The sequence below is a fragment of the Arcicella sp. BE140 genome, from assembly GCF_031456255.1.
Lineage (GTDB): Bacteria > Bacteroidota > Bacteroidia > Cytophagales > Spirosomataceae > Arcicella > Arcicella aquatica.
Window position 1 is genome coordinate 1 of the sequence record NZ_JAVDUE010000028.1, and the last position, 17,490, is coordinate 17,490.

At 34.7% G+C, this 17,490-nt stretch carries 33 protein-coding genes; 31 read left to right on the forward strand and 2 right to left on the reverse strand.

The features are described 5' to 3' along the window. Positions 1–178 precede the first annotated feature (178 nt). A complete protein-coding gene (locus tag J2Y60_RS24060) occupies positions 179–592 on the reverse strand; it encodes a helix-turn-helix transcriptional regulator (RefSeq protein ID WP_309924600.1) in 414 nt (137 codons plus the stop codon). 284 nt (positions 593–876) lie between these two features. On the opposite strand from J2Y60_RS24060, the gene J2Y60_RS24065 reads away from it, so the two are divergent. The 18 genes from J2Y60_RS24065 to J2Y60_RS24150 all read left to right on the forward strand — a co-directional run bounded on the left by J2Y60_RS24065 (position 877) and on the right by J2Y60_RS24150 (position 9,623). Continuing rightward, complete coding sequence (locus tag J2Y60_RS24065; protein ID WP_309924602.1) at positions 877–1,125, forward strand: hypothetical protein; 249 nt, start codon at positions 877–879, stop codon at positions 1,123–1,125. Positions 1,126–1,308: 183 nt separating this feature from the next. Beyond that, complete coding sequence (locus J2Y60_RS24070) at positions 1,309–1,605, forward strand: hypothetical protein (RefSeq protein ID WP_309924603.1); 297 nt, start codon at positions 1,309–1,311, stop codon at positions 1,603–1,605. A 55-nt stretch (positions 1,606–1,660) separates the two neighbouring features. Further along, the gene (locus tag J2Y60_RS24075) at positions 1,661–1,921 is read left to right on the forward strand and encodes a hypothetical protein (RefSeq protein WP_309924604.1); all 261 of its coding nucleotides are present in this window, start codon (positions 1,661–1,663) and stop codon (positions 1,919–1,921) included. A 377-nt stretch (positions 1,922–2,298) separates the two neighbouring features. Then, positions 2,299–2,472, forward strand: a complete 174-nt coding sequence (locus tag J2Y60_RS24080) for a hypothetical protein (protein WP_309924605.1) — start codon at positions 2,299–2,301, stop codon at positions 2,470–2,472. A gap of 80 nt (positions 2,473–2,552) precedes the next feature. Next, positions 2,553–2,780, forward strand: coding sequence for a hypothetical protein (locus J2Y60_RS24085; RefSeq protein ID WP_309924606.1), 228 nt, complete (start codon positions 2,553–2,555; stop codon positions 2,778–2,780). Positions 2,781–2,797: 17 nt separating this feature from the next. After that, the gene (locus J2Y60_RS24090) at positions 2,798–3,175 is read left to right on the forward strand and encodes a hypothetical protein (protein ID WP_309924607.1); all 378 of its coding nucleotides are present in this window, start codon (positions 2,798–2,800) and stop codon (positions 3,173–3,175) included. Next, entirely contained in the window at positions 3,172–3,555 is a 384-nt protein-coding gene (locus tag J2Y60_RS24095) for a hypothetical protein (protein ID WP_309924608.1), read from the forward strand. Before J2Y60_RS24090 ends, J2Y60_RS24095 begins: the two co-directional genes overlap by 4 nt. After that, positions 3,539–3,745 (forward strand): hypothetical protein, encoded by a 207-nt coding sequence (locus tag J2Y60_RS24100; RefSeq protein ID WP_309924609.1) that lies wholly within the window; start codon positions 3,539–3,541, stop codon positions 3,743–3,745. Before J2Y60_RS24095 ends, J2Y60_RS24100 begins: the two co-directional genes overlap by 17 nt. 63 nt (positions 3,746–3,808) lie before the next feature. Continuing rightward, complete coding sequence (locus J2Y60_RS24105; RefSeq protein WP_309924610.1) at positions 3,809–5,461, forward strand: hypothetical protein; 1,653 nt, start codon at positions 3,809–3,811, stop codon at positions 5,459–5,461. Next, positions 5,461–5,691 carry a hypothetical protein gene (locus tag J2Y60_RS24110; RefSeq protein WP_309924611.1) on the forward strand — a complete coding sequence of 77 codons (231 nt, stop codon included), beginning with the start codon at positions 5,461–5,463 and terminating at the stop codon, positions 5,689–5,691. The genes J2Y60_RS24105 and J2Y60_RS24110 overlap by 1 nt, the downstream gene beginning before the upstream one ends. After that, a complete protein-coding gene (locus J2Y60_RS24115; RefSeq protein WP_309924612.1) occupies positions 5,688–6,518 on the forward strand; it encodes a hypothetical protein in 831 nt (276 codons plus the stop codon). The genes J2Y60_RS24110 and J2Y60_RS24115 overlap by 4 nt, the downstream gene beginning before the upstream one ends. A 371-nt stretch (positions 6,519–6,889) precedes the next feature. Next, the gene (locus tag J2Y60_RS24120) at positions 6,890–7,225 is read left to right on the forward strand and encodes a hypothetical protein (protein WP_309924613.1); all 336 of its coding nucleotides are present in this window, start codon (positions 6,890–6,892) and stop codon (positions 7,223–7,225) included. A gap of 4 nt (positions 7,226–7,229) precedes the next feature. Continuing rightward, a complete protein-coding gene (locus J2Y60_RS24125) occupies positions 7,230–7,454 on the forward strand; it encodes a hypothetical protein (RefSeq protein ID WP_309924614.1) in 225 nt (74 codons plus the stop codon). Continuing rightward, the gene (locus tag J2Y60_RS24130; RefSeq protein WP_309924615.1) at positions 7,444–7,812 is read left to right on the forward strand and encodes a DUF2116 family Zn-ribbon domain-containing protein; all 369 of its coding nucleotides are present in this window, start codon (positions 7,444–7,446) and stop codon (positions 7,810–7,812) included. The genes J2Y60_RS24125 and J2Y60_RS24130 overlap by 11 nt, the downstream gene beginning before the upstream one ends. A 160-nt stretch (positions 7,813–7,972) precedes the next feature. Then, a complete protein-coding gene (locus J2Y60_RS24135) occupies positions 7,973–8,191 on the forward strand; it encodes a hypothetical protein (protein WP_309924617.1) in 219 nt (72 codons plus the stop codon). 18 nt (positions 8,192–8,209) lie between these two features. Further along, a complete protein-coding gene (locus J2Y60_RS24140; RefSeq protein WP_309924619.1) occupies positions 8,210–8,527 on the forward strand; it encodes a DUF2829 domain-containing protein in 318 nt (105 codons plus the stop codon). A 68-nt stretch (positions 8,528–8,595) separates the two neighbouring features. Next, positions 8,596–8,736, forward strand: a complete 141-nt coding sequence (locus J2Y60_RS24145; protein WP_309924620.1) for a hypothetical protein — start codon at positions 8,596–8,598, stop codon at positions 8,734–8,736. Further along, positions 8,715–9,623 carry an LPD1 domain-containing protein gene (locus tag J2Y60_RS24150; RefSeq protein ID WP_309924621.1) on the forward strand — a complete coding sequence of 303 codons (909 nt, stop codon included), beginning with the start codon at positions 8,715–8,717 and terminating at the stop codon, positions 9,621–9,623. The genes J2Y60_RS24145 and J2Y60_RS24150 overlap by 22 nt, the downstream gene beginning before the upstream one ends. Positions 9,624–9,671: 48 nt before the next feature. Here J2Y60_RS24150 and J2Y60_RS24155 read toward each other — a convergent pair whose 3' ends face one another. Further along, positions 9,672–9,947, reverse strand: coding sequence for a hypothetical protein (locus J2Y60_RS24155; RefSeq protein ID WP_309959326.1), 276 nt, complete (start codon positions 9,945–9,947; stop codon positions 9,672–9,674). Between the two features lie 74 nt (positions 9,948–10,021). On the opposite strand from J2Y60_RS24155, the gene J2Y60_RS24160 reads away from it, so the two are divergent. From J2Y60_RS24160 to J2Y60_RS24220, 13 genes are all read left to right on the forward strand, one after another. Further along, positions 10,022–10,975: a hypothetical protein gene (locus tag J2Y60_RS24160; protein ID WP_309924626.1), complete on the forward strand. Its 954-nt coding sequence runs from the start codon at positions 10,022–10,024 to the stop codon at positions 10,973–10,975. Next, positions 10,972–11,373 (forward strand): hypothetical protein, encoded by a 402-nt coding sequence (locus J2Y60_RS24165; protein ID WP_309924627.1) that lies wholly within the window; start codon positions 10,972–10,974, stop codon positions 11,371–11,373. The genes J2Y60_RS24160 and J2Y60_RS24165 overlap by 4 nt, the downstream gene beginning before the upstream one ends. Before the next feature lie 2 nt (positions 11,374–11,375). Continuing rightward, positions 11,376–11,996 carry a hypothetical protein gene (locus tag J2Y60_RS24170; RefSeq protein WP_309924629.1) on the forward strand — a complete coding sequence of 207 codons (621 nt, stop codon included), beginning with the start codon at positions 11,376–11,378 and terminating at the stop codon, positions 11,994–11,996. After that, positions 11,996–12,688: a hypothetical protein gene (locus tag J2Y60_RS24175; protein ID WP_309924631.1), complete on the forward strand. Its 693-nt coding sequence runs from the start codon at positions 11,996–11,998 to the stop codon at positions 12,686–12,688. Before J2Y60_RS24170 ends, J2Y60_RS24175 begins: the two co-directional genes overlap by 1 nt. Positions 12,689–12,714: 26 nt before the next feature. Next, entirely contained in the window at positions 12,715–12,966 is a 252-nt protein-coding gene (locus J2Y60_RS24180; protein ID WP_309924635.1) for a hypothetical protein, read from the forward strand. 380 nt (positions 12,967–13,346) lie between these two features. Next, entirely contained in the window at positions 13,347–13,841 is a 495-nt protein-coding gene (locus J2Y60_RS24185) for a hypothetical protein (protein WP_309924637.1), read from the forward strand. A gap of 50 nt (positions 13,842–13,891) precedes the next feature. Continuing rightward, positions 13,892–14,425, forward strand: a complete 534-nt coding sequence (locus J2Y60_RS24190; protein WP_309924638.1) for a hypothetical protein — start codon at positions 13,892–13,894, stop codon at positions 14,423–14,425. 60 nt (positions 14,426–14,485) lie between these two features. After that, positions 14,486–15,034 carry a hypothetical protein gene (locus J2Y60_RS24195; protein ID WP_309924640.1) on the forward strand — a complete coding sequence of 183 codons (549 nt, stop codon included), beginning with the start codon at positions 14,486–14,488 and terminating at the stop codon, positions 15,032–15,034. A gap of 72 nt (positions 15,035–15,106) precedes the next feature. Then, on the forward strand, positions 15,107–15,790 hold the full coding sequence (locus J2Y60_RS24200; RefSeq protein WP_309924642.1) for a hypothetical protein: 684 nt from the start codon (positions 15,107–15,109) through the stop codon (positions 15,788–15,790). Further along, entirely contained in the window at positions 15,790–16,248 is a 459-nt protein-coding gene (locus J2Y60_RS24205; protein ID WP_309924643.1) for a hypothetical protein, read from the forward strand. The genes J2Y60_RS24200 and J2Y60_RS24205 overlap by 1 nt, the downstream gene beginning before the upstream one ends. Next, a complete protein-coding gene (locus J2Y60_RS24210; protein ID WP_309924645.1) occupies positions 16,248–16,406 on the forward strand; it encodes a hypothetical protein in 159 nt (52 codons plus the stop codon). The genes J2Y60_RS24205 and J2Y60_RS24210 overlap by 1 nt, the downstream gene beginning before the upstream one ends. A gap of 11 nt (positions 16,407–16,417) precedes the next feature. Continuing rightward, entirely contained in the window at positions 16,418–16,822 is a 405-nt protein-coding gene (locus J2Y60_RS24215) for a hypothetical protein (protein ID WP_309924648.1), read from the forward strand. A gap of 3 nt (positions 16,823–16,825) precedes the next feature. Next, the gene (locus tag J2Y60_RS24220) at positions 16,826–17,479 is read left to right on the forward strand and encodes a transglycosylase SLT domain-containing protein (protein ID WP_309924649.1); all 654 of its coding nucleotides are present in this window, start codon (positions 16,826–16,828) and stop codon (positions 17,477–17,479) included. The last annotated feature ends 11 nt before the right edge of the window (positions 17,480–17,490 follow it).

Sequence of the window (17,490 nt, forward strand, 5' to 3'; positions counted from 1 at the left end):
TTAGTGTTAAAAGACAGGTTGCAATCGGGTGATGTCTTCGTAAAAAACTCTCGAAAGTTTGCTGATTTCAATAGCTTTTTAATTCCAAAATCCCGCTGGGATTCTACACCATTTGTAGAATCCCCTTAATAAAGACACATTGGCACTTTTTGCCAACTGACTAACAAACAGTAGAAAATTAGGCTATTTGCTTTACTGGCAAAAAATCTAGTTTTACTACTCGTGTCCACTTGTTAGCCTCAGCCTTTTTTCCCAATGTATCTACCATATCCCAAAGACGTTCATTATTTTTCAATAATGATTCATTATTCTTTAGTAATATGTCATTTTCTCTCTTTAATATTTGTACAAGCTCTTTCTCTTTCCCTGAATCTTCTCTGTTCATTTCTCCTATGCCGATAGTAAACCAAAGTGGGTCGTAATGTGGAAACTTTTCGATTACTGCTTTGATTACTTCATAACTTGGATTGTTTTTACCAATACATATATTTTTAATTGATTGGCTTGACACTCCAATTACCTCACTAAAAGTTGAATAATTCATTCTTTCTTTTTCGATAATCTTAATAATTCTTTTATTTATCGTATCCATAACTTATTGATTTTTAGGTTTTTAAGATTTAATTAAAATATTTATTGATTTTATTTTAATTTTTATTTTGCAATTTCAAATATAAATTAAAATATTTGTACATCAAACATTCAAAAAGTATTCAAATATAGTACAAGGACAATACAAAAAGTAATTACCCCTACAAATATTTTTTTTGAAACTTAATAAAATTGAAAATATACTTTTAGGGTGGGTGGATGGCAAGGGGGAGCATTAAAACACTCCCCTGAGATTTAAAATGTAACTTTTTAATTTATAGCAATATGTCAAGTTCAACGAAAGTACAATGCAAGTGTGTCTCAAAAAAAGAGACTGAAAGCTACAACAAAGAAAACCCAATCGCTACGGCTATTGAACTACAAGTGCCTTACAAGGCGGATTCAGTTTATTATCAAATGTCGGGTGGTACTGGTTTTACCCTCAATACTATTAATAAAGAGGCCGCTGATATGTTTGTCTTAGGGCAATTTTATGATATAGTAATTACCCATTCGGAAGATACCAACCAATAGACAGATAGAAAGGGACATTGTGTTAGTGAGGTGTTCAGTCGGTTACAGTACAGATACCCGACAAGCTTTTAAAGCAGTGGCGAGCTTTGAATTTAATGAGTGGCTGTACCCTAACGTCCCAAAATTGCCACAGGGTTGGAATTTGCCAACCCTGTTTTTAAAAGGTAAAAAAAATCTACTAATATGGGAAAATACATAAAAAAGCCGAACGTAATTGAAGCCATAATAGAGGCTACTACATTTGAAGAATTTATAGCGTATGGTAAAGAAAACTGTGAAAGATTAGTCAACGGTATGCCTTGGTATTTTAAATATCATGGACGTAATGTTACACATGAGACAGATGAACGCTATATAATTGACAAAAAAGCTGGTGGATTTATGACATTTACCCCTGATAATGTAATCGTTCATACAGAAGATAATATCTCTATTTGGAAAAAAGATGATTTTTTAGGAAAACACGATGAGGTTATTTAGGTGCTTTAGTTCACCTAACTAGCAATGTTTTAAACTCAAATTAAACAATACAAATATGTTGGACATAAGAACTGTTATTAAAAGCTTAACGCCTGCTAATAGGAATTTTGTTAAACAGGCTTATTACAAGCTTTTCCCGAATGCTTCCGAAAGTCGTTTTAAAAATGTGATGAGCCGACCTGATGAACTTAGTTTTGATGCCAAAGAAATTAATAGGCTTAGTAAGCTTTTTATTGAGGTGGATGGCAAATATGTTTTGAATCCTAGTGATGAATTATTCGCATTAATTGAAGAACCTGTAGAAGCTAATGTGTAGCAAACGTGCCTATCTCAGCAAGTCTTTAGCCGTAAGAATCATTGAGCGGATTCATTTAGACAATACCTCCGATAGCGTTAAACCTATACGCTCGTATAGATGTACAACGTGTGGTTATTTTCACCTAACAAAGATGACCAAAAAGGAGTACAAAAAGCGAATGAAATACAAGGCATTTCAACTGGCACAGAGTAGAAAGAAGGCACAGAAATTTTTATCTAACTATAAATCATGAAAAAGCTTTCTGCCATTTTGACTATCCTAGTCCTGTTTTTATCTATGGCTCAGGATAATTACGGTTTGAGTATCCTCCTTTTGTTTATAGCAATCTTATTCTTATTTATATCAGTTTTTTTACCATCAAATAAGTAAATCAAATGACAAAGCAAATCACAGTATTTGCACGTGCTATAACGCCCGTGCATGGATATTCTATTGGCGAAGAAATAGAAATGATAGCAGAATCAGGCACGTTGGTGCTGGCCCAAGATATTAAAAAACGAAACAGGCGTGTAGTACGTCCTGAGTTTATTGACATCATTAGTGTGTAATAATAGGTGAAATGTAGCAAACCCCGTGAAAATCCTCACGGGGCTTTCTTTTAGGCTTCAATATCTTAATCAATACCACAATGAAAAAACTACATATTAAAGACTATCAATTGATTAGGATTGATAGAACAATGGCAATGGCTTTAAGGAAATACCGTGCCTTGCGTAAACCATTGGCTTTTGAATTTCAAATTGAGTTGAATCCTTCTTTATCTAATAAAATAGATGATGCATCTGATACCTACCTAGATGCCTGCAATAAAAGAAGAAAAGTAATGCTAGAAAACGATGATGATTTACCTTTTTAATCCCCACTATTAATATAATGACTACCGAAATAGAAATTCCAGTGTTTGATAATGTAGGCAATCTAATCGATTTCGAGCCTATTGAAGTTCAATTCCCTATCTGTGTTGTGTCATCCAACTGGCTTTATAAGCAATACAAGGTAATGACGGAAAACTCTTGCTATGAGGTTACAAAGTTTAGAGACAATCGTAACTACCAACTCTGCAAGGTTGACCACGAGAAGGCAAACGAGCCATTTAAGGTTGACGAATTAAGTAAACTATTAGGTTTTAGGCACTGGCGGTTTGGAATGGGTAAACCTGAGATGATTCCATGTAAGCTTTCAGAATTAAATGAAGATACTAAGGAAATGGGTTTGGCATTCTTCTCACTGCTAGAACTTGTAACGCCATGACCATGATTAGCGAACAACACGAGATAGTGAGATTAAGAGAATTAAGCTCAATTTCTTTAGAAAGTAACTTGGAGGTTCGGCAATTAGTCAAAGAGTTTAGAGACAAAGCAGAATCGTTTTTACAGGCTCATGGCGGTAAAGACAAGTTAAGCCCCAAACAGAAAGAGAGCGTTGATTTCCTTCTCACATCTGCCAACACGATGGAAAATGCAATTATAAATTTTGATAAGGTTACGTGCCATTATGAAGGCAGATTTTTACAAATAGGTGAGTTTGTCCGTAAAGCCAAAGTATTGCAGAAAATTGGCGAATTAGAACAGCAAGTTAAAGACGGTTTAAGAGAAACATTTAACAAAACCAACCATGCAGATAAATCCTGATTATATCCCTACTCATTCAGATAAACTATTAGTGATTGGCTTTGTAGTCCTCATTCTTGGCATTGTAAAGCACTTAGGATGCCAAGATGAACAAAACCATTTAGACAAAGTAATTAGGTACTATTTAGGTGGTTTCTGTTTGATTATGATAGCGTTTTTGATGTTAATTTTTGCAGAATTTAAGGCGTAAGCCATTTGGTTTATCTACCGCTCGACTCTTCCTGCAAATCATATCCAGTAAATAGGCATAACAATGATTCAATACGACATACTTGGAGGTAAGACTTTAGTAAAGGAATACAAAGCACCTCAGAAAAAGAAGGTGAAAGCTGCTGCTAAACCTGAAACAAATGAGATAGAACATACGCCAAAAGAAAGAAAGTCGTCGAATAACCTGTACATGACAATTGAGAAAAAAGTAAAGCTTTCTCCACATAGAATTGTTAGTACTACGTCATTTTGCCGTGAGACTAAATCACAGAACGATAATTCGCGAAAAAACCTAAAGGCCTGTGACGGAGAATTTAACGGTTATATGTCCGCAAATACTTCTAGGTATGTGAAGCGTATTGTAGAAAATTGGCTCACAAGTATCGAATTGAATAATGATCTAAAAAATAAAGACTATCGAAATAAACCTTATGTGACTTTCGTAACCTTGACTTTGCCATCAAAACAGGTTCACCACGATAATTATCTGAAGAATCAGTTGCTTGACCCGATGATAGAATGGCTTAGAGATAGTCAGGAACGTACCAAGCGAAAAGGTGCTGGTGTAGATGCCTATCTCTGGCGTGCCGAAAGTCAAAAGAATGGAAACTTACATTTTCATTTGATAGTCGATAGATGGATTGACCAAGACAAGCTCCGACAAAAATGGAATCAAATTCTTGAACGTCTTCAATATATCTCAATGTACAGAATGACCCAAAAATACATTTACCGTAAAGGTTTTGTGTTTAGAGAGGAACAGGCGGAAAAGCAAACAGAAGCTTTAATGTACGTTGTTCAAAATGCCATTAAGGACCAGAAAAAGATACCAGATACAAAATATCGTGAATGTCCGGGTGTCAGAGAAATATTGAATAGCATCATTCAGAATTATAGTTTGATGACTGCCAAAGAGCGTAAAAATGACCCAAAATATGGCTTAGATGCTGATACGGCTAGAATGTTGGTGTATAAAATGCAATTGGCTGCTTATGAGCGTGGAATGGCTACTGATTGGGATGAACCTAATACTACTGACGTACACAAGTTGAGCAATATTGAATCCATTTCAGCTTATATCACCAAGTACGTTTCTAAAAAAGATGGCATTTTCCCTGTTTTGGCGAAAAATCAGAAGGTTTTACAAAATGGCAATATGGGTAAATACATTTTCACATTGAGAGAAGGCGGTGACTGGGAAAACGCAATGGACTGGATGGACGAAATACCATACGAGGTGAAGTTTGAAAGTCGAAAAGTTCGGGGTAGAATTTGGGGCAAATCTCGCAATTTGTCCGATACCCATGAAGGTGGTAGCAAGATTGAATCACCAAGCTTTACCACAGAAATTAAGATGATTTATGATGATGAGGTGTTCGGTAGAAGGCAAAAAACTATTACCCAAAACGAAATCGTAAACGACTATGTCGAACAGGTGAAGCAAGAAATTCCAGAAGCTGAGATAAAGCGGTTAGCGGAAATTATTGATTCTGAGTATTGCGAAATTATCCCATTAGGTGAGTACTCAACCAGAATAAATCACAAGACTAAAAGGAAGGAAAAGTATTTCAAGAATAAGAAACAGGTTCACTTCTTAGAAAAGCTTAATCCTACTATCAAAATCAGGTATTTGGAACATTATAATACTATTTTTCAAAGCATTTACGGAAACCATTACTTACAAAAAACCGCATAGTGGATGAAAATATTCATACAACCTTTGGGTGCTGGATTGTTACCACAGAAGGTGATTTGATTAATCAGCATACAAGTTTTCATATAACATTTGACCGATTGACGGAACAAAATTGGTTTCTTTTTGCAATCGGTTTAGGATGGGACTTAAACGAGTTCTTTCCTGCTTATTACGAAGCCTGTCAGTTGATTGGCTTAGATTCAATCATATTTCAAATTAAACATCCATGAGCAAAAATAGAAATTCTTATTTTGGGTCTAAAGGAGGTGATGGAACCTTTCAGACGATTATTAATAATATCCCTGAATGTGATGTTTTTGTCGAAACCCATGCAGGTTTCGCTAGAATTTCAGAGAAAATGAACCATAACGGACTCACACTTTTAAACGATGTCAGCTGTAAAATAGTCGATACTCTAACTCAAAGATTTGATGGCCGTATCATACAAAATGATGTTAGTGCCAGGCTGTATCAAGATATTCTTTGTTGCTCAAATACAAAGAAGGTAAGTGAATTGGATATACTATTTAATTCATCAATGACTAAAAGAGAACGCAATCAGTTTTTGATTGATACTTGCCAAGGTAATATAATTTTAGAAAATCTTCCTGCTAAAGAATTTATCTCTAAGTATCGTAGACTTTTTGAGTTTGCCAAGACTGTTATTTATTCAGACCCTCCTTATCCACTTTTAAGTATTAAGGGTAAAAGTCAATATGAGTTCAAAATGACCGACCAAGAACACTACGAATTACTTGAAGATTTAGACACAATCAATTGTGATAAAATGATAAGCACATACCCTAATCATATTTATGATGAAATGCTGAATCACTTCAATCGAATCGAGTTTTATTCACAAACCAGACAAGGGAAGGCTCTTGAATATTTGTATACTAATTTTTCTAAACCATTGTTTTTGAACGATTATCGGTACATCGGAGAAAACTATCGGGAACGTGAAGCTTTTAAAAAGCAAAAAGACAATTTCCTCAGAAAATTTAAAGATATGAATCCATACTTGAGAAATGCCATACTTGAACAGATGTCTTCTTAATTTAATCAGGATCGCACCGATGTTTTATGAATGAAAAGTTCGGTACGGACCGTACCATTATTTTATTCGGTATAGGCCTGTATCATATAAAAATCAAATTTTTAAAGTTACCAAAACCATGAAATACTTCTTTATTGCCTGTTCTTATGTGTGTGGCTGGACCATACTAATACCATACCTCGTTTTTGAAAGAATAGCTAAGGTAATTGTAATTCTATTTAGAATACTCTGGGATTTTAGCTTTAAACGAGAATGGCTAAATGTTTTCTCTTATTATCATCTTTTTTTTGGGATTTTTCTGAGAGTGAAAGTCCGTTCAGTGAAGGATTTACTTCTTTTTAGGAACTATATAATATTAAATCCAATCAACGATGCCAAACAAAAACAATGACCTGAAAACGAATTTCTCCAAAAATTGGAATAACAAACTTGATTGTGATTGCTTCACGACATTACGGCTTTCCTCGTCAAAATATCAAATAGGGCAAATTCATGAAATTGTATTGGATGGAAAACATAAAAAGTTCGCCAAAATAGTAGCAATAAAGTCTTTGTACCTCTCACAGATTAACGAGTTTATTGCTCATTTAGATACTGGGATGGATGCCAAAGCTACTAAAGAATTGATGGTAAGAATGTATTCAAAGTATAGTATTAACTGGGAAACCAAGCAATTGTATTTGATTCTCTTTAAAACACAACAATAGCAAAATGAGAATATATTTCAGATTTGAGTTACAAGAAATACAAAGTAATCCAGATGTACAGGATTTTTTAGACAATGTCAATTCGATAATGCCAGAAGGCGTTCAGGATTTTGGTTCGTTTGTTTCATTCAACTTTCCTGTTTCGAAAAAGAATACAATTAAGTTCGTGAAAATCATTCAATTCGTTATCAAGATAATGTCAAAGAGAAGAAAGCAAGATGAGCAATGAACTCGAAACACTTCGTAGAAAAGCATTTTCTTATAGTTTGCTCCAAGCTCCAAGACTTAAAGAGGTCAGTCTTTTAGACCTTACGAGCAAAGCTGAATCATTCGGATATTCAATAGAGTTCTGGAAAACTACGGGAATTTGGCGAAAACACACCGAAATAGCCGAAACTCCACACACGTTTAACACGACACATACCGAACTCGTAGAAAAGCCCAAAACACAGCGTATTCAAGGTTTTTCCGATTGCCCTAACTGTGGAATATCATTTCGACAAATACCGAAAAATAAGCGGTTTTGCTCGAAAAAGTGTAAGGACGATTTCCATAATAACACGAAGCGTGAACATACCGGTACTTGAAAGAACAGTTGTTTCACGGTTAAAATGTGAATACTCAGGTATTAATTAGCTCAGCTCTTTCACATTGTGATACTTGTAATGTAGAGATTAAAGAACCAAAACAAAACCAACATTTTTGTTATTGTTCTCAGAAGTGTAAAAATAAATTCCATAACTAAAAATGAAAGACTTAACAAACAGCCATAAGTTGAAGATTAAAAAAGCTTGCGAATCGATTATTCGAGTAATTATTGATTCCGACGAAAGTGAAGTAATTAGCGAAATGAAGATTCACTTTAGAAAAGAAATGCTTGATTTCGCTAACTACTGCATTGGTGAAGGTTTTACTTCCAATGCCACAGAAGCTGACCTAAAAAAATACTTTGAAAATGCAAAATAATTTAATCAAATCAAGAAAATGAAAACACAAAATTTAACCTTCGGAGAAGCTATTGAACTTGCTAAAAAAGGAGAATTAATCACTAGAAGTGGATGGAATGGAAAGCAAGTGTTTTTGTTCATTCGTCCTGTTGCTAAAGTAGATATTGAATTAGTAAAGACATTGCCTGATAAAGTGAAAACCTATTATGAACAGTTTAAAGAAGCAGAAAAACCTTACATTTTAAATTTTACACCTTATATGTGTATGAAGGCTGCCGATAATACTATCGTGAATGGTTGGCTTGCAAGTCAAACGGATATTATATCCGAAGATTGGCAGGTTTTTGAAGTGTGAAGTAGTTACAGCTTATTTAATCTACAGTTTATTAGTACTTAACAATTATAAATAACCATAATATGAAAATGAGAGAATTAAAACCCACGACTGCCAAATTACCAAAGAATGAACAGGTAATTGGCAATGATTCAAACCCTAAATTTCACAAATCAGTTAAAGAAGATTTAAAAACTACACTAAAGCAATGGCAAAAACACTCAAAATAAGCGACACGTCCAAAGAAGTGTCTGCGGGTTCTCGCTTAGACAATTACTGGAAATCAGAAGGTTTTAACAGTTATCTAACATTTGTAAGACCTAATTTTAAATTACCAACTCGTTTCGAGTTAGATGTAACTGCTATAAATCCACTTCAAAAAACCTACGGAATTAAAGATATAGGGTTTGGGAATTGGGTGACAAATGAGGATAGGCATAATTACATTAATTTCCTGTTAGTATCGCTTTACGATTTGAATAAAGTCGTACAATTCAATCAGTATCTTGGCTTCAATCAGCTTTCAGTTACTTTTGGTGCTAGAGGTGTAGGCAAAGCATTGGCTCATTACGAACCTCATACTAAGATTATTAATATAACGAGATATGTTCGAGGTGATGAACCCAAAATTGTAAGGCTAGTATCAACTGGTGGTATGGGTGCTTTTAGTCACGAATATGGTCACTTTTTAGACTATTTTGCTGGGCAATACCTTGATAAAACAAAAGATTATTTTTCCCTGACAGGTGGAATTTCAACGAATAAATCACGAATTGATAAGGGTTCGGAATTACGAAAAATCACTGATGATATTTTAGAAATGATTATTTGGAAAGTACCGAACGAGGAACTTTCAGCGTACTATAAAAGGCTAGAAAAGTATCTTGCAAAAACGGATGATATTGGTGATTATTACATAAGACGAAACGAAATGTTTGCTAGATTTTTTGAAAGTTGGATTAGCTATGAACTTTCATTGCTAAGTATCGAAAATAAGTTACTAGCCAAGGCAAAGTATTCACCCCTTATTTATCCAACTCCTACTGAAATAGCACAAATTGCCCCACATTTTAGGCAGTTTACCAAGAAGTTTAAGGAATTGCTTTTTGTGAAATAGAATTTTAATTAAACCGAAAAAACTCGCCAAATAGCGAGTTTTTTCGGTTTAAAGAGGTAAATCGTAAATCTTGAGCATTTTCGGAGTTGCTCCGAGATATTCCATAATAATCAGCAATTCCTTTCGATAAATCGTCGTATGGTTTTCAAGCAATTTCGGTAAAACTTCGCCCAACCCCGAGTTTTTAACATGGATTTTGAAATAACGAACTTGCTTGATATGATATGCCGAGGCTATCTGAGAAATGCTGTACATGCTGAAAGATTGCTGTAAGATTACGAAATATTGTATAGGGAATGTTCGTCGAGTAAATTCGTTGAACATGAAATAATTCGTGTGAATGGGGTGAAATAGTAGCCCTTAAAATTACGAATTTTTAAGCAAAAAAACGTATCAAAATGGCAAATATCAAGCATAAAAAAGGGATTAATACCATAAAACATTTCAAGGTATCAGACGAATTATTCCAGAAATTCAACGAAAAATCAAAAGAATTTGAATCTGGTGAAGATTTACTCCGTGAAGCCATTACTGAATACCTTTTCCCCGAAAAAACAGAATTGATTCCACCTATTGATTTAGAGGAACGAACTCATACCATTTCCGCAAAAGTTTCGGTTGATACTGCACATTTTTTCAATGTTCTTGCTAATAGTCAAGATTGTTCAATAGAAACGATTTTGGGCGAACTCGCTACAAGATTCAGCATGAATACGGTTAATTTCGGTATTTCTACAAAACGTGATTTTTTGACTATGCCTATTCTTGAAAGTGATTTAGCGGAAATTGATAAACAGTTTGCTAAAACAGAATCAATGGCTTATGAAGATTTTTTACTAGACACATTCCGTGCAGGGCTTTTGGCTAGAAATGCCGAAAAGCGTGAAACCGCAGCGGCAACACAAATAGGAAATATTCACGAAAAATCGGGTATTATCGAAATAGACTTAAACGAGATTGATTCCAAAAAAGTAATTGAAAGTTTGGAATTATTCGGCTTTGATGAATCTCGATACCTCACAACTGAAAAAGAATCGGAATTACGAGAATCATTCAAAAATTCTATTTCCAATGTCGAAGGAATCGGGTTCGTTAATACCGAAGAAATCAAAGAAGCTCATCGAAAAGAGATTGAATCATTAATCGAAAAATATGAAGCTGAAATTGTTCGATTAAAAGCTGAAAATCCAGAAAGAACCGCCTTAATCAAGCAATTTCAGGATTATATCAATTCTACAAAAGAAGTCGTGAAAAGGCTTGAAAATGCACATTCGCTAAAATGTGTCTTCTTTAAAGTTTCCAGAGCCGAAATTGCTGAGTTATATCCAGAACATTTACGACACTTGATATGAAAATTCTCGCTATCGTCGAAATAGACGAGTTTGGAACAATAATTAGCGAAAAGCCCGAAGCAAAATTTATGGAAAATGCCGAAATCAAGACGGTTGAGGCATTTTTCAAGAATACCGAAAAATTACACGAAGAATACCGAACGCTTTCGACGATTAAGAAAAATAACATGGTTCGGCTGAATGCCAACTTTAACGAGATTAGCAAGATGGGGTTCGTTCACACTTCTGAATTAGATAAGTATCTCGAAAAGAAACTCGTAGAACTCGAAAACCGTGTGAAAATAAACATTTACTGGAAACGCTTAGTGGCGAACCCGTTCCGCAAAATGTTGTTTAGTGTCGGTGGTAAATTCGGTGCAATGGCTTTAAAATTCGGTCTTAAATCCGTAAAATCATAAATATGAACTTTGAACAAATAATTAAGAATGTTTCTGGTGGTGTCGGATTGTTCGGTAACGAACCCGACGAACCTGTAAACGAGTTATTACCCCAAAGAAATATCCCTTGGTCGGGTAGTGATGAATCCGACGATTCTTTTTTGAACTTTATTCCGAAGCAAAAGGATATTAAGCCAGAAATCTCGGATGAAGAATTGAATGTACTTGCTGAACAGGAGGTTGATTTGTTGATAACTCAAATAGATTTGGCTTTAGCAATTGGCAAAGGTGGAATTTCTGAATTACTCGTTTCAAGCGAAGATTTGCGAAAATTGAATGACTTCAAGATGGGCAAAGAATTTGTTTCAAGCGAAATAGACGAAATAAACGAACGTATTCGGGTAAAAGAGCAATTTGAAATTGCAAAACCCGATAATCGTAAAGCGAAAATTGACTTGCTAACGAAAATTATCAAGGCAGATTTAATCAAAAAACGTGAAACTGGGACACTGAAATTACCAAGCGTTCGCGAGTTCGCTTATAGAATTGTTCTTACTGAATTTTCGGAAATTTCTTCAAGAAATCCATTAATTTTTAGTGCCATCGGTAAAAATATTATCAAAAAAGTAAAAACCTTTTTCTAATGTTACATCCACAGGGAAACAGAATACTTTTTATTGGTGCTTCAGACACTGGGAAAACTTACGAATGTATGCAGTTCGCTAAATACTTTCGAGAACGTAAAAAATCACCTAAAAGGACTATTGTTTTTGACCATACAAAAAACGCAGTTTCATATCCAGAAACAATCCAAATAGAATTAAAGGATTTAGATTATAAGTTGCCTCAAAGAGGGTGTTTTAGAGTCAAGGTAGATTTAGCAAAAAATCCAAAAGATTTAAAGGTTTTTATAGATAAATGTTCAATGCTAACAAACAGTTGTATTGTTCTGGATGATACTACAGGTTTGTTTCGTCGTGGAGTTCCTGACTGGGTAATTACTTTTCTTGGTTTACGAAAAAATAACCGATTAGAGATAATGTTCCAGATTCACAATATCAAAGCAGCTTCGCCAGACATTTTAGAAAACTCGGATATTTGGGTCATAAAGCAAACAAGAGATTCCTTCCCTATCAAAGATACTTGTCCTGATGGAGATATTGTTGAAATGCTCATTCGTGAATGTAAAAAGGAAAACTCGGAGAATAATTATCAAAACCTCTGGGCTACTAGAATTTTTGTTGGTGAAAAAAATTTGATTTACAGAAAGGATTTAAGCAAACCATTTCTTGAATCTTACCAAGACAAAATAAATACTTTGATTGACTTAGATTAAAAGTCTTAACCATAAAATTTAACATAATGAAAAAAATAAATTGGGCTTTAGTGGGAATCGTACTTGCACTTGGTCTTATCATCGCAATGATATTTGGCTTTATTAGAAAAATTTTCACTCGTAAGGTGATTACTGCCAATGAAACAAAATCCTTAGTGATTGAACCTGTGCCAAAAGTAGAGAAAGAAAGTGATGAAGAATTGGCAAAAAAAGCAGAATTACTTTTAGAACAAAAATTACAGGAAGTAGAAAACAACAAAAACCAAGATGAGCATTAAGACGATTCCGCCAAAAGCGACAATGACAGATATTTGTTTCGAGTTCCAGTTCTCTACAAGACATGGAAAGAACAGAAGGCCTGACATTAAACATCTTAAGAATTGTTTATCTTGTTTTAAGGATATACTTAAGGAAAAATATGATTTTGACTTAGATAATATCCCTCAAAAGCGAAGTTTACCATATCCTGTAATAGTTTTCATCTACAAAGAATTTACTCAGGGCTTATGTGAACTTCAATAGCTAAAAAGCCAAAGGTTAGCCACTTTAAGCCCAAAAAACAACCGTTATAAGCCCACATTAAAACCGTGGGCTTTTTTTTTGACTTATATATTTGATTCATAAAAGCGGAAAAACTTTTCACTAAACAAATTTTATCATGTCTCTTACAGCTGACTATATCACACAAATTCAAGGAATGCTAATTGTTCAATTCAACGTTGAAAATAATTCTAATGAAGCAACTGGAACGGTTGTTTTGATTGGAGGTGCGGCAACTTTTGAAAAAACAAAAGAACATCTTATCAAAGTAGGAACTTTTCAATCATTGAACAATGATGTTGAATTGAATGGAATTTCAAGCTTTAACCTTGAAAATATCAAGCAACATGATTCTTTGATTCCTGCAAACATTTCTTCAATCATGATGAAAGTTACTTCAAGTAACAATCAATTAGATGGTTGTGAAAAACCTATCGTAGTAGTAACTCAAGATAGACTGGGAAATGAAACAGAAGTAGCTGTTAAAGGTGTCTTTGATGACGAATCACGAAAGTTCGTTTTTCCTATCAATCAGGTAATTGGTTTGAATCAGTATGTGAAATTTGAGTTGTTGCCTTCGCTTAAATTATCGGTTGAAGTTGTTTATGCTTAACCAGTAATATTTTGTTTATAAGATTCGTAACTCTCTAAATCCTAGCAAAAATGATTTTTAGTAAAATATATCAATTTGGGGACATTATTGCAAAAGTTGTTAACACTTCCAGTGGTGTTGTCGAAATTGTAGTAAGGATTACACGTATTAACGGAGTAATTATTGCAGTCCAAGACACACTCGCTGACGCAACTACGGTTAAGCCGTTGGTTGGGCGTGAATACCTTAACACTTTGAAAACTGGTATCAGCGGTAAAACTATCACTTGGATGAATGGATTTGACCCTAATACTGACATATCAAAAGTTGCTACTTCTACGGATGCTGCTTTGGCGTATGGTATTTCATTGGGCGTTTCTCAATCAGGTGGTGTAACAATTACTACTTCTAATTACACAGTTTTAAGAACTTCGGTAATTAGTCCTTCTTATCTTGAAGATCAATTAGTATCTGCTAACCTTATCAATAACCCTGAGGTTTTATCCTTAATTGTTATTGTGAAAGTTTATGAAAAGGTTTTAGCAGAGAATGGGCTTTTGGCTGTTGCTAATAATCGCTTAAATAAGGCTAAACAAGCCACTTAACATTAGTATTCAATAGGTATCAATATTACATTCATAAAAATCTCTAAACAAAAAAAAATCATGGCTGGAATTGTTGGCTCATTGCCTGTAAAAGGCACAATCAAACAAGGTGGTATTATCGGAGTTATCGACTTCGGAAAAAGTTTAGCTACTGGTGTAGCATCAAAATTAACAGTTTTCTTGTGCGTATTTGGTGGCGTGCCTTATCTGTTCAAGAAACTTAGCACTGCTTCTGGAAGTCCTGTTCCTTTCACATCTGAGGATGTTGTAGCAATCGGTAAAACAGATTTAGGCGTTCTTTGGGATATTGCGAATTTAGCTTCTCATCCTGCTCAAGTCTATGCCAATTATGGTATTAGCTATGTAGAGGATACAGACACTGACGTTTTCTACACGGATGGTGCTGGGGCTTACAAAGCAACACCTTATACGGACGTTTCTGCAAGCGAATCTTTAAGTACTACACTTGCTAAAATCATCGGAACAACCGCAGATGCTACTACGCCCGTAGTTGACGTACCTTGGTACAAAAAAACAGTTACTTACGTAATAACTGGAATTGTAGTAGTAGGTGGTGCTATCTGGTATTACTTCGCTAATAAGGACTAAGGATTTTTTTGATTTTACCTCTAAACGAGCCTGCCTGCCAATTGGTGGGGAGGCTCTTTTTATTTTACGAAAATGGTTACTATTCAAGAATCAAAAAGTTATCCACTTGTAAAATCTTCCTCAAGCATCGGTACAAAAGCATGGGCAAAAGGCACGCAAGATGGTTTTATTTACAGGCTTTCAACTATTGTAAACACTTATAAGACTGGCACTACTTTAGGTGTTTTGACTAAAGCTTACAGTATCAAAAGTGGGAATAGTTTTGGAGTGGTTCAATTGTTAAAACCAATCACCAAAGGACTAACTAAATATACCCATGTCTTGGTATTACTAGCCGATATTTCAACGGTAGCTGAAACTGAAGCACCAAAGGGAAATTTGTATTTCTGTAGTGCAACAAACGTGAATATTCGAGTTTCACCATCAAAGTTATCGGCAAAATTACCTAGCCAATTGACGAAAGGTGAACCGATTGGATATAGTGACGGAATTGTTCAGAATGGCTTTCTAATGTTCAAATTAAGGAGTGGTGGTGTGGGCTATGTTTCAAAAACATACTGCACATTACAAGAACCAAGCCTTGTTACGATACCAGTGACGAAAGCTAATCCTTTAACGGGTAAGGATGAAACGCAAGATGTGCCTGTGATAGATAACCCAAAAGGGACTTTGGATATATGGAAAACGGCTTTAGGAGCGGGTATTTCAGCGGTAGTAGTTTTTGTAGCATCTAAAATTTTTAACAAGATATTTTAATGAAAGTAGCATGGAACGTTTTAGTAAATGTCATTAAGAAGCTGACATCATCTAATATTTTTTGGTATGTATTCTTTGCCATTGCTGCATATTATGGGTACAAAAGATTGACAAGGCCTCCAGAAACGACCTTTATTAATACTCCTTTGCCCAATTCTGGTTCTGGGATTCCTCAGGGATGGACACCTGATGATTTAGCGTCACAATTTCACGACCATTTCGCTAGTTTTTGGGTGAATGCTTCAACATTGCAAATTCTTTATACTCAATCGAATAGTTTAACGGATGACCAATTTGTAACACTATGCAATTTCTATAATGCTAAATACGCAAAATTGGATGGAAATAAGACACTTTGGACACGAGTTAAATCTTGGAAAAGCATTTGGTTTGGTACTGGAGTAGATGAGCAAAATAAATTCATTAAACGTATGGTAACCCTTAAACAAGATTATTAATGGACGGATTAGTCGGAAACTTATTAGGCACAATCAAAACGGATAATAGCATCGGTTTTGATACGCCAAGCTTGCTTAGAGCGGGTGGTATTGCCATCATTTCAGGAATCTTGATTGGCATTTCAGTGAAAGTAATTTCAAAATTTTTAAGAATTTAACCTCTAAAATCATGTTAGAAAAAACTAAAGGAAAGTCAGGCGTAAAATGGACTCCAAAGCTTAAAAAAATAGCAACTGGTGAACTGTTAGACCTTGCAAATGCCTATGAGCCAAAGAAAAGAACATCTTTAAGAAATATCAAATTTTCTGAAAAAGATGAGTCGGCAAAGTGGATTGGTCAAGCACATGATTATACCTGTAATCTGACAACCGCTAAGAAAATTTCATCACAAATGCCACAGAAATGGACTGCTGAAACGAAAGCTAAAGCAAAAAAAGTACTATTTGAGATGGTTGAAAAATTTGAAAAAAGTAAGGCAAAAGCAAGTGACATTACTTTTGATAATGAAATAGGTCGTGCAAGATGGCAGAAAAATGGCAGTTCATATTCAGTAGATATAGAATCATTCATATAACCAATGGCTTTGCTATACATCAATAAAGTTCCTTCAAGTCTTAGAACTGCATTTCAAAACGAAGTGATAAAGATTTGTTCTGATTTGGGTATAGCAAACCCTGATTGGTTAATGTTAGTCTTTTATGCCGAAAGTAGAATTAATCCACAGGCACAAAACGGCGGTAGCACAGCCACTGGATTAATACAATTTTTGGAAAGTACAGCCAATGATTTAGGCACTACTACTGCAAAGCTTTACAAGATGAATCATGTACAGCAATTGCCATACGTGAGGGAATACCTTAGAAGGCTAATAATTGAGAAAGGGAAGCCTGAAAGTGCTTATGATTTATACTTTTTAGTACATAGCAAAAAGGGATTTGGTAAAGCTGACGATTATGTAATGTATGTAAAAGGTTCGTTGGCTTATAAATATAATCCACTTGATTACAATAGTGATGGAACTGTTACAGTCGGGGAGATTAAAACCTTTTTAAACAAAGCTTTGCCAATTACCTACAACAAAGCAAATCTATATAAATCAACTTCATCAAGTTCTACATTTAATACAATACTTATTATTGGGTTGGTAGCAGTGTTTGGTACTGCAACTTACTTTTTAGCTTTTAAAAATGGTTTTCAATTCATCAAAGCCATGATTTTTAAGAAAAAATAAACCACTAAACC

What these genes read in the sequence shown, in the direction of transcription:
- J2Y60_RS24195 (WP_309924640.1), top strand. Translation starts at nt 14,486, where the DNA reads ATGGCTGGAATTGTTGGCTCATTGCCTGTAAAAGGCACAATCAAACAA.
- J2Y60_RS24095 (WP_309924608.1), top strand. Translation starts at nt 3,172, where the DNA reads ATGACCATGATTAGCGAACAACACGAGATAGTGAGATTAAGAGAATTA.
- J2Y60_RS24085 (WP_309924606.1), top strand. Translation starts at nt 2,553, where the DNA reads ATGAAAAAACTACATATTAAAGACTATCAATTGATTAGGATTGATAGA.
- J2Y60_RS24200 (WP_309924642.1), top strand. Translation starts at nt 15,107, where the DNA reads ATGGTTACTATTCAAGAATCAAAAAGTTATCCACTTGTAAAATCTTCC.
- J2Y60_RS24155 (WP_309959326.1), bottom strand. Translation starts at nt 9,947, where the DNA reads ATGTTCAACGAATTTACTCGACGAACATTCCCTATACAATATTTCGTA.
- J2Y60_RS24165 (WP_309924627.1), top strand. Translation starts at nt 10,972, where the DNA reads ATGAAAATTCTCGCTATCGTCGAAATAGACGAGTTTGGAACAATAATT.
- J2Y60_RS24150 (WP_309924621.1), top strand. Translation starts at nt 8,715, where the DNA reads ATGGCAAAAACACTCAAAATAAGCGACACGTCCAAAGAAGTGTCTGCG.
- J2Y60_RS24125 (WP_309924614.1), top strand. Translation starts at nt 7,230, where the DNA reads ATGAGAATATATTTCAGATTTGAGTTACAAGAAATACAAAGTAATCCA.
- J2Y60_RS24080 (WP_309924605.1), top strand. Translation starts at nt 2,299, where the DNA reads ATGACAAAGCAAATCACAGTATTTGCACGTGCTATAACGCCCGTGCAT.
- J2Y60_RS24215 (WP_309924648.1), top strand. Translation starts at nt 16,418, where the DNA reads ATGTTAGAAAAAACTAAAGGAAAGTCAGGCGTAAAATGGACTCCAAAG.
- J2Y60_RS24090 (WP_309924607.1), top strand. Translation starts at nt 2,798, where the DNA reads ATGACTACCGAAATAGAAATTCCAGTGTTTGATAATGTAGGCAATCTA.
- J2Y60_RS24115 (WP_309924612.1), top strand. Translation starts at nt 5,688, where the DNA reads ATGAGCAAAAATAGAAATTCTTATTTTGGGTCTAAAGGAGGTGATGGA.
- J2Y60_RS24190 (WP_309924638.1), top strand. Translation starts at nt 13,892, where the DNA reads ATGATTTTTAGTAAAATATATCAATTTGGGGACATTATTGCAAAAGTT.
- J2Y60_RS24160 (WP_309924626.1), top strand. Translation starts at nt 10,022, where the DNA reads ATGGCAAATATCAAGCATAAAAAAGGGATTAATACCATAAAACATTTC.
- J2Y60_RS24105 (WP_309924610.1), top strand. Translation starts at nt 3,809, where the DNA reads ATGATTCAATACGACATACTTGGAGGTAAGACTTTAGTAAAGGAATAC.
- J2Y60_RS24180 (WP_309924635.1), top strand. Translation starts at nt 12,715, where the DNA reads ATGAAAAAAATAAATTGGGCTTTAGTGGGAATCGTACTTGCACTTGGT.
- J2Y60_RS24205 (WP_309924643.1), top strand. Translation starts at nt 15,790, where the DNA reads ATGAAAGTAGCATGGAACGTTTTAGTAAATGTCATTAAGAAGCTGACA.
- J2Y60_RS24220 (WP_309924649.1), top strand. Translation starts at nt 16,826, where the DNA reads ATGGCTTTGCTATACATCAATAAAGTTCCTTCAAGTCTTAGAACTGCA.
- J2Y60_RS24140 (WP_309924619.1), top strand. Translation starts at nt 8,210, where the DNA reads ATGAAAACACAAAATTTAACCTTCGGAGAAGCTATTGAACTTGCTAAA.
- J2Y60_RS24130 (WP_309924615.1), top strand. Translation starts at nt 7,444, where the DNA reads ATGAGCAATGAACTCGAAACACTTCGTAGAAAAGCATTTTCTTATAGT.
- J2Y60_RS24135 (WP_309924617.1), top strand. Translation starts at nt 7,973, where the DNA reads ATGAAAGACTTAACAAACAGCCATAAGTTGAAGATTAAAAAAGCTTGC.
- J2Y60_RS24100 (WP_309924609.1), top strand. Translation starts at nt 3,539, where the DNA reads ATGCAGATAAATCCTGATTATATCCCTACTCATTCAGATAAACTATTA.
- J2Y60_RS24065 (WP_309924602.1), top strand. Translation starts at nt 877, where the DNA reads ATGTCAAGTTCAACGAAAGTACAATGCAAGTGTGTCTCAAAAAAAGAG.
- J2Y60_RS24060 (WP_309924600.1), bottom strand. Translation starts at nt 592, where the DNA reads ATGGATACGATAAATAAAAGAATTATTAAGATTATCGAAAAAGAAAGA.
- J2Y60_RS24070 (WP_309924603.1), top strand. Translation starts at nt 1,309, where the DNA reads ATGGGAAAATACATAAAAAAGCCGAACGTAATTGAAGCCATAATAGAG.
- J2Y60_RS24120 (WP_309924613.1), top strand. Translation starts at nt 6,890, where the DNA reads ATGCCAAACAAAAACAATGACCTGAAAACGAATTTCTCCAAAAATTGG.
- J2Y60_RS24185 (WP_309924637.1), top strand. Translation starts at nt 13,347, where the DNA reads ATGTCTCTTACAGCTGACTATATCACACAAATTCAAGGAATGCTAATT.
- J2Y60_RS24210 (WP_309924645.1), top strand. Translation starts at nt 16,248, where the DNA reads ATGGACGGATTAGTCGGAAACTTATTAGGCACAATCAAAACGGATAAT.
- J2Y60_RS24075 (WP_309924604.1), top strand. Translation starts at nt 1,661, where the DNA reads ATGTTGGACATAAGAACTGTTATTAAAAGCTTAACGCCTGCTAATAGG.
- J2Y60_RS24170 (WP_309924629.1), top strand. Translation starts at nt 11,376, where the DNA reads ATGAACTTTGAACAAATAATTAAGAATGTTTCTGGTGGTGTCGGATTG.
- J2Y60_RS24145 (WP_309924620.1), top strand. Translation starts at nt 8,596, where the DNA reads ATGAGAGAATTAAAACCCACGACTGCCAAATTACCAAAGAATGAACAG.
- J2Y60_RS24175 (WP_309924631.1), top strand. Translation starts at nt 11,996, where the DNA reads ATGTTACATCCACAGGGAAACAGAATACTTTTTATTGGTGCTTCAGAC.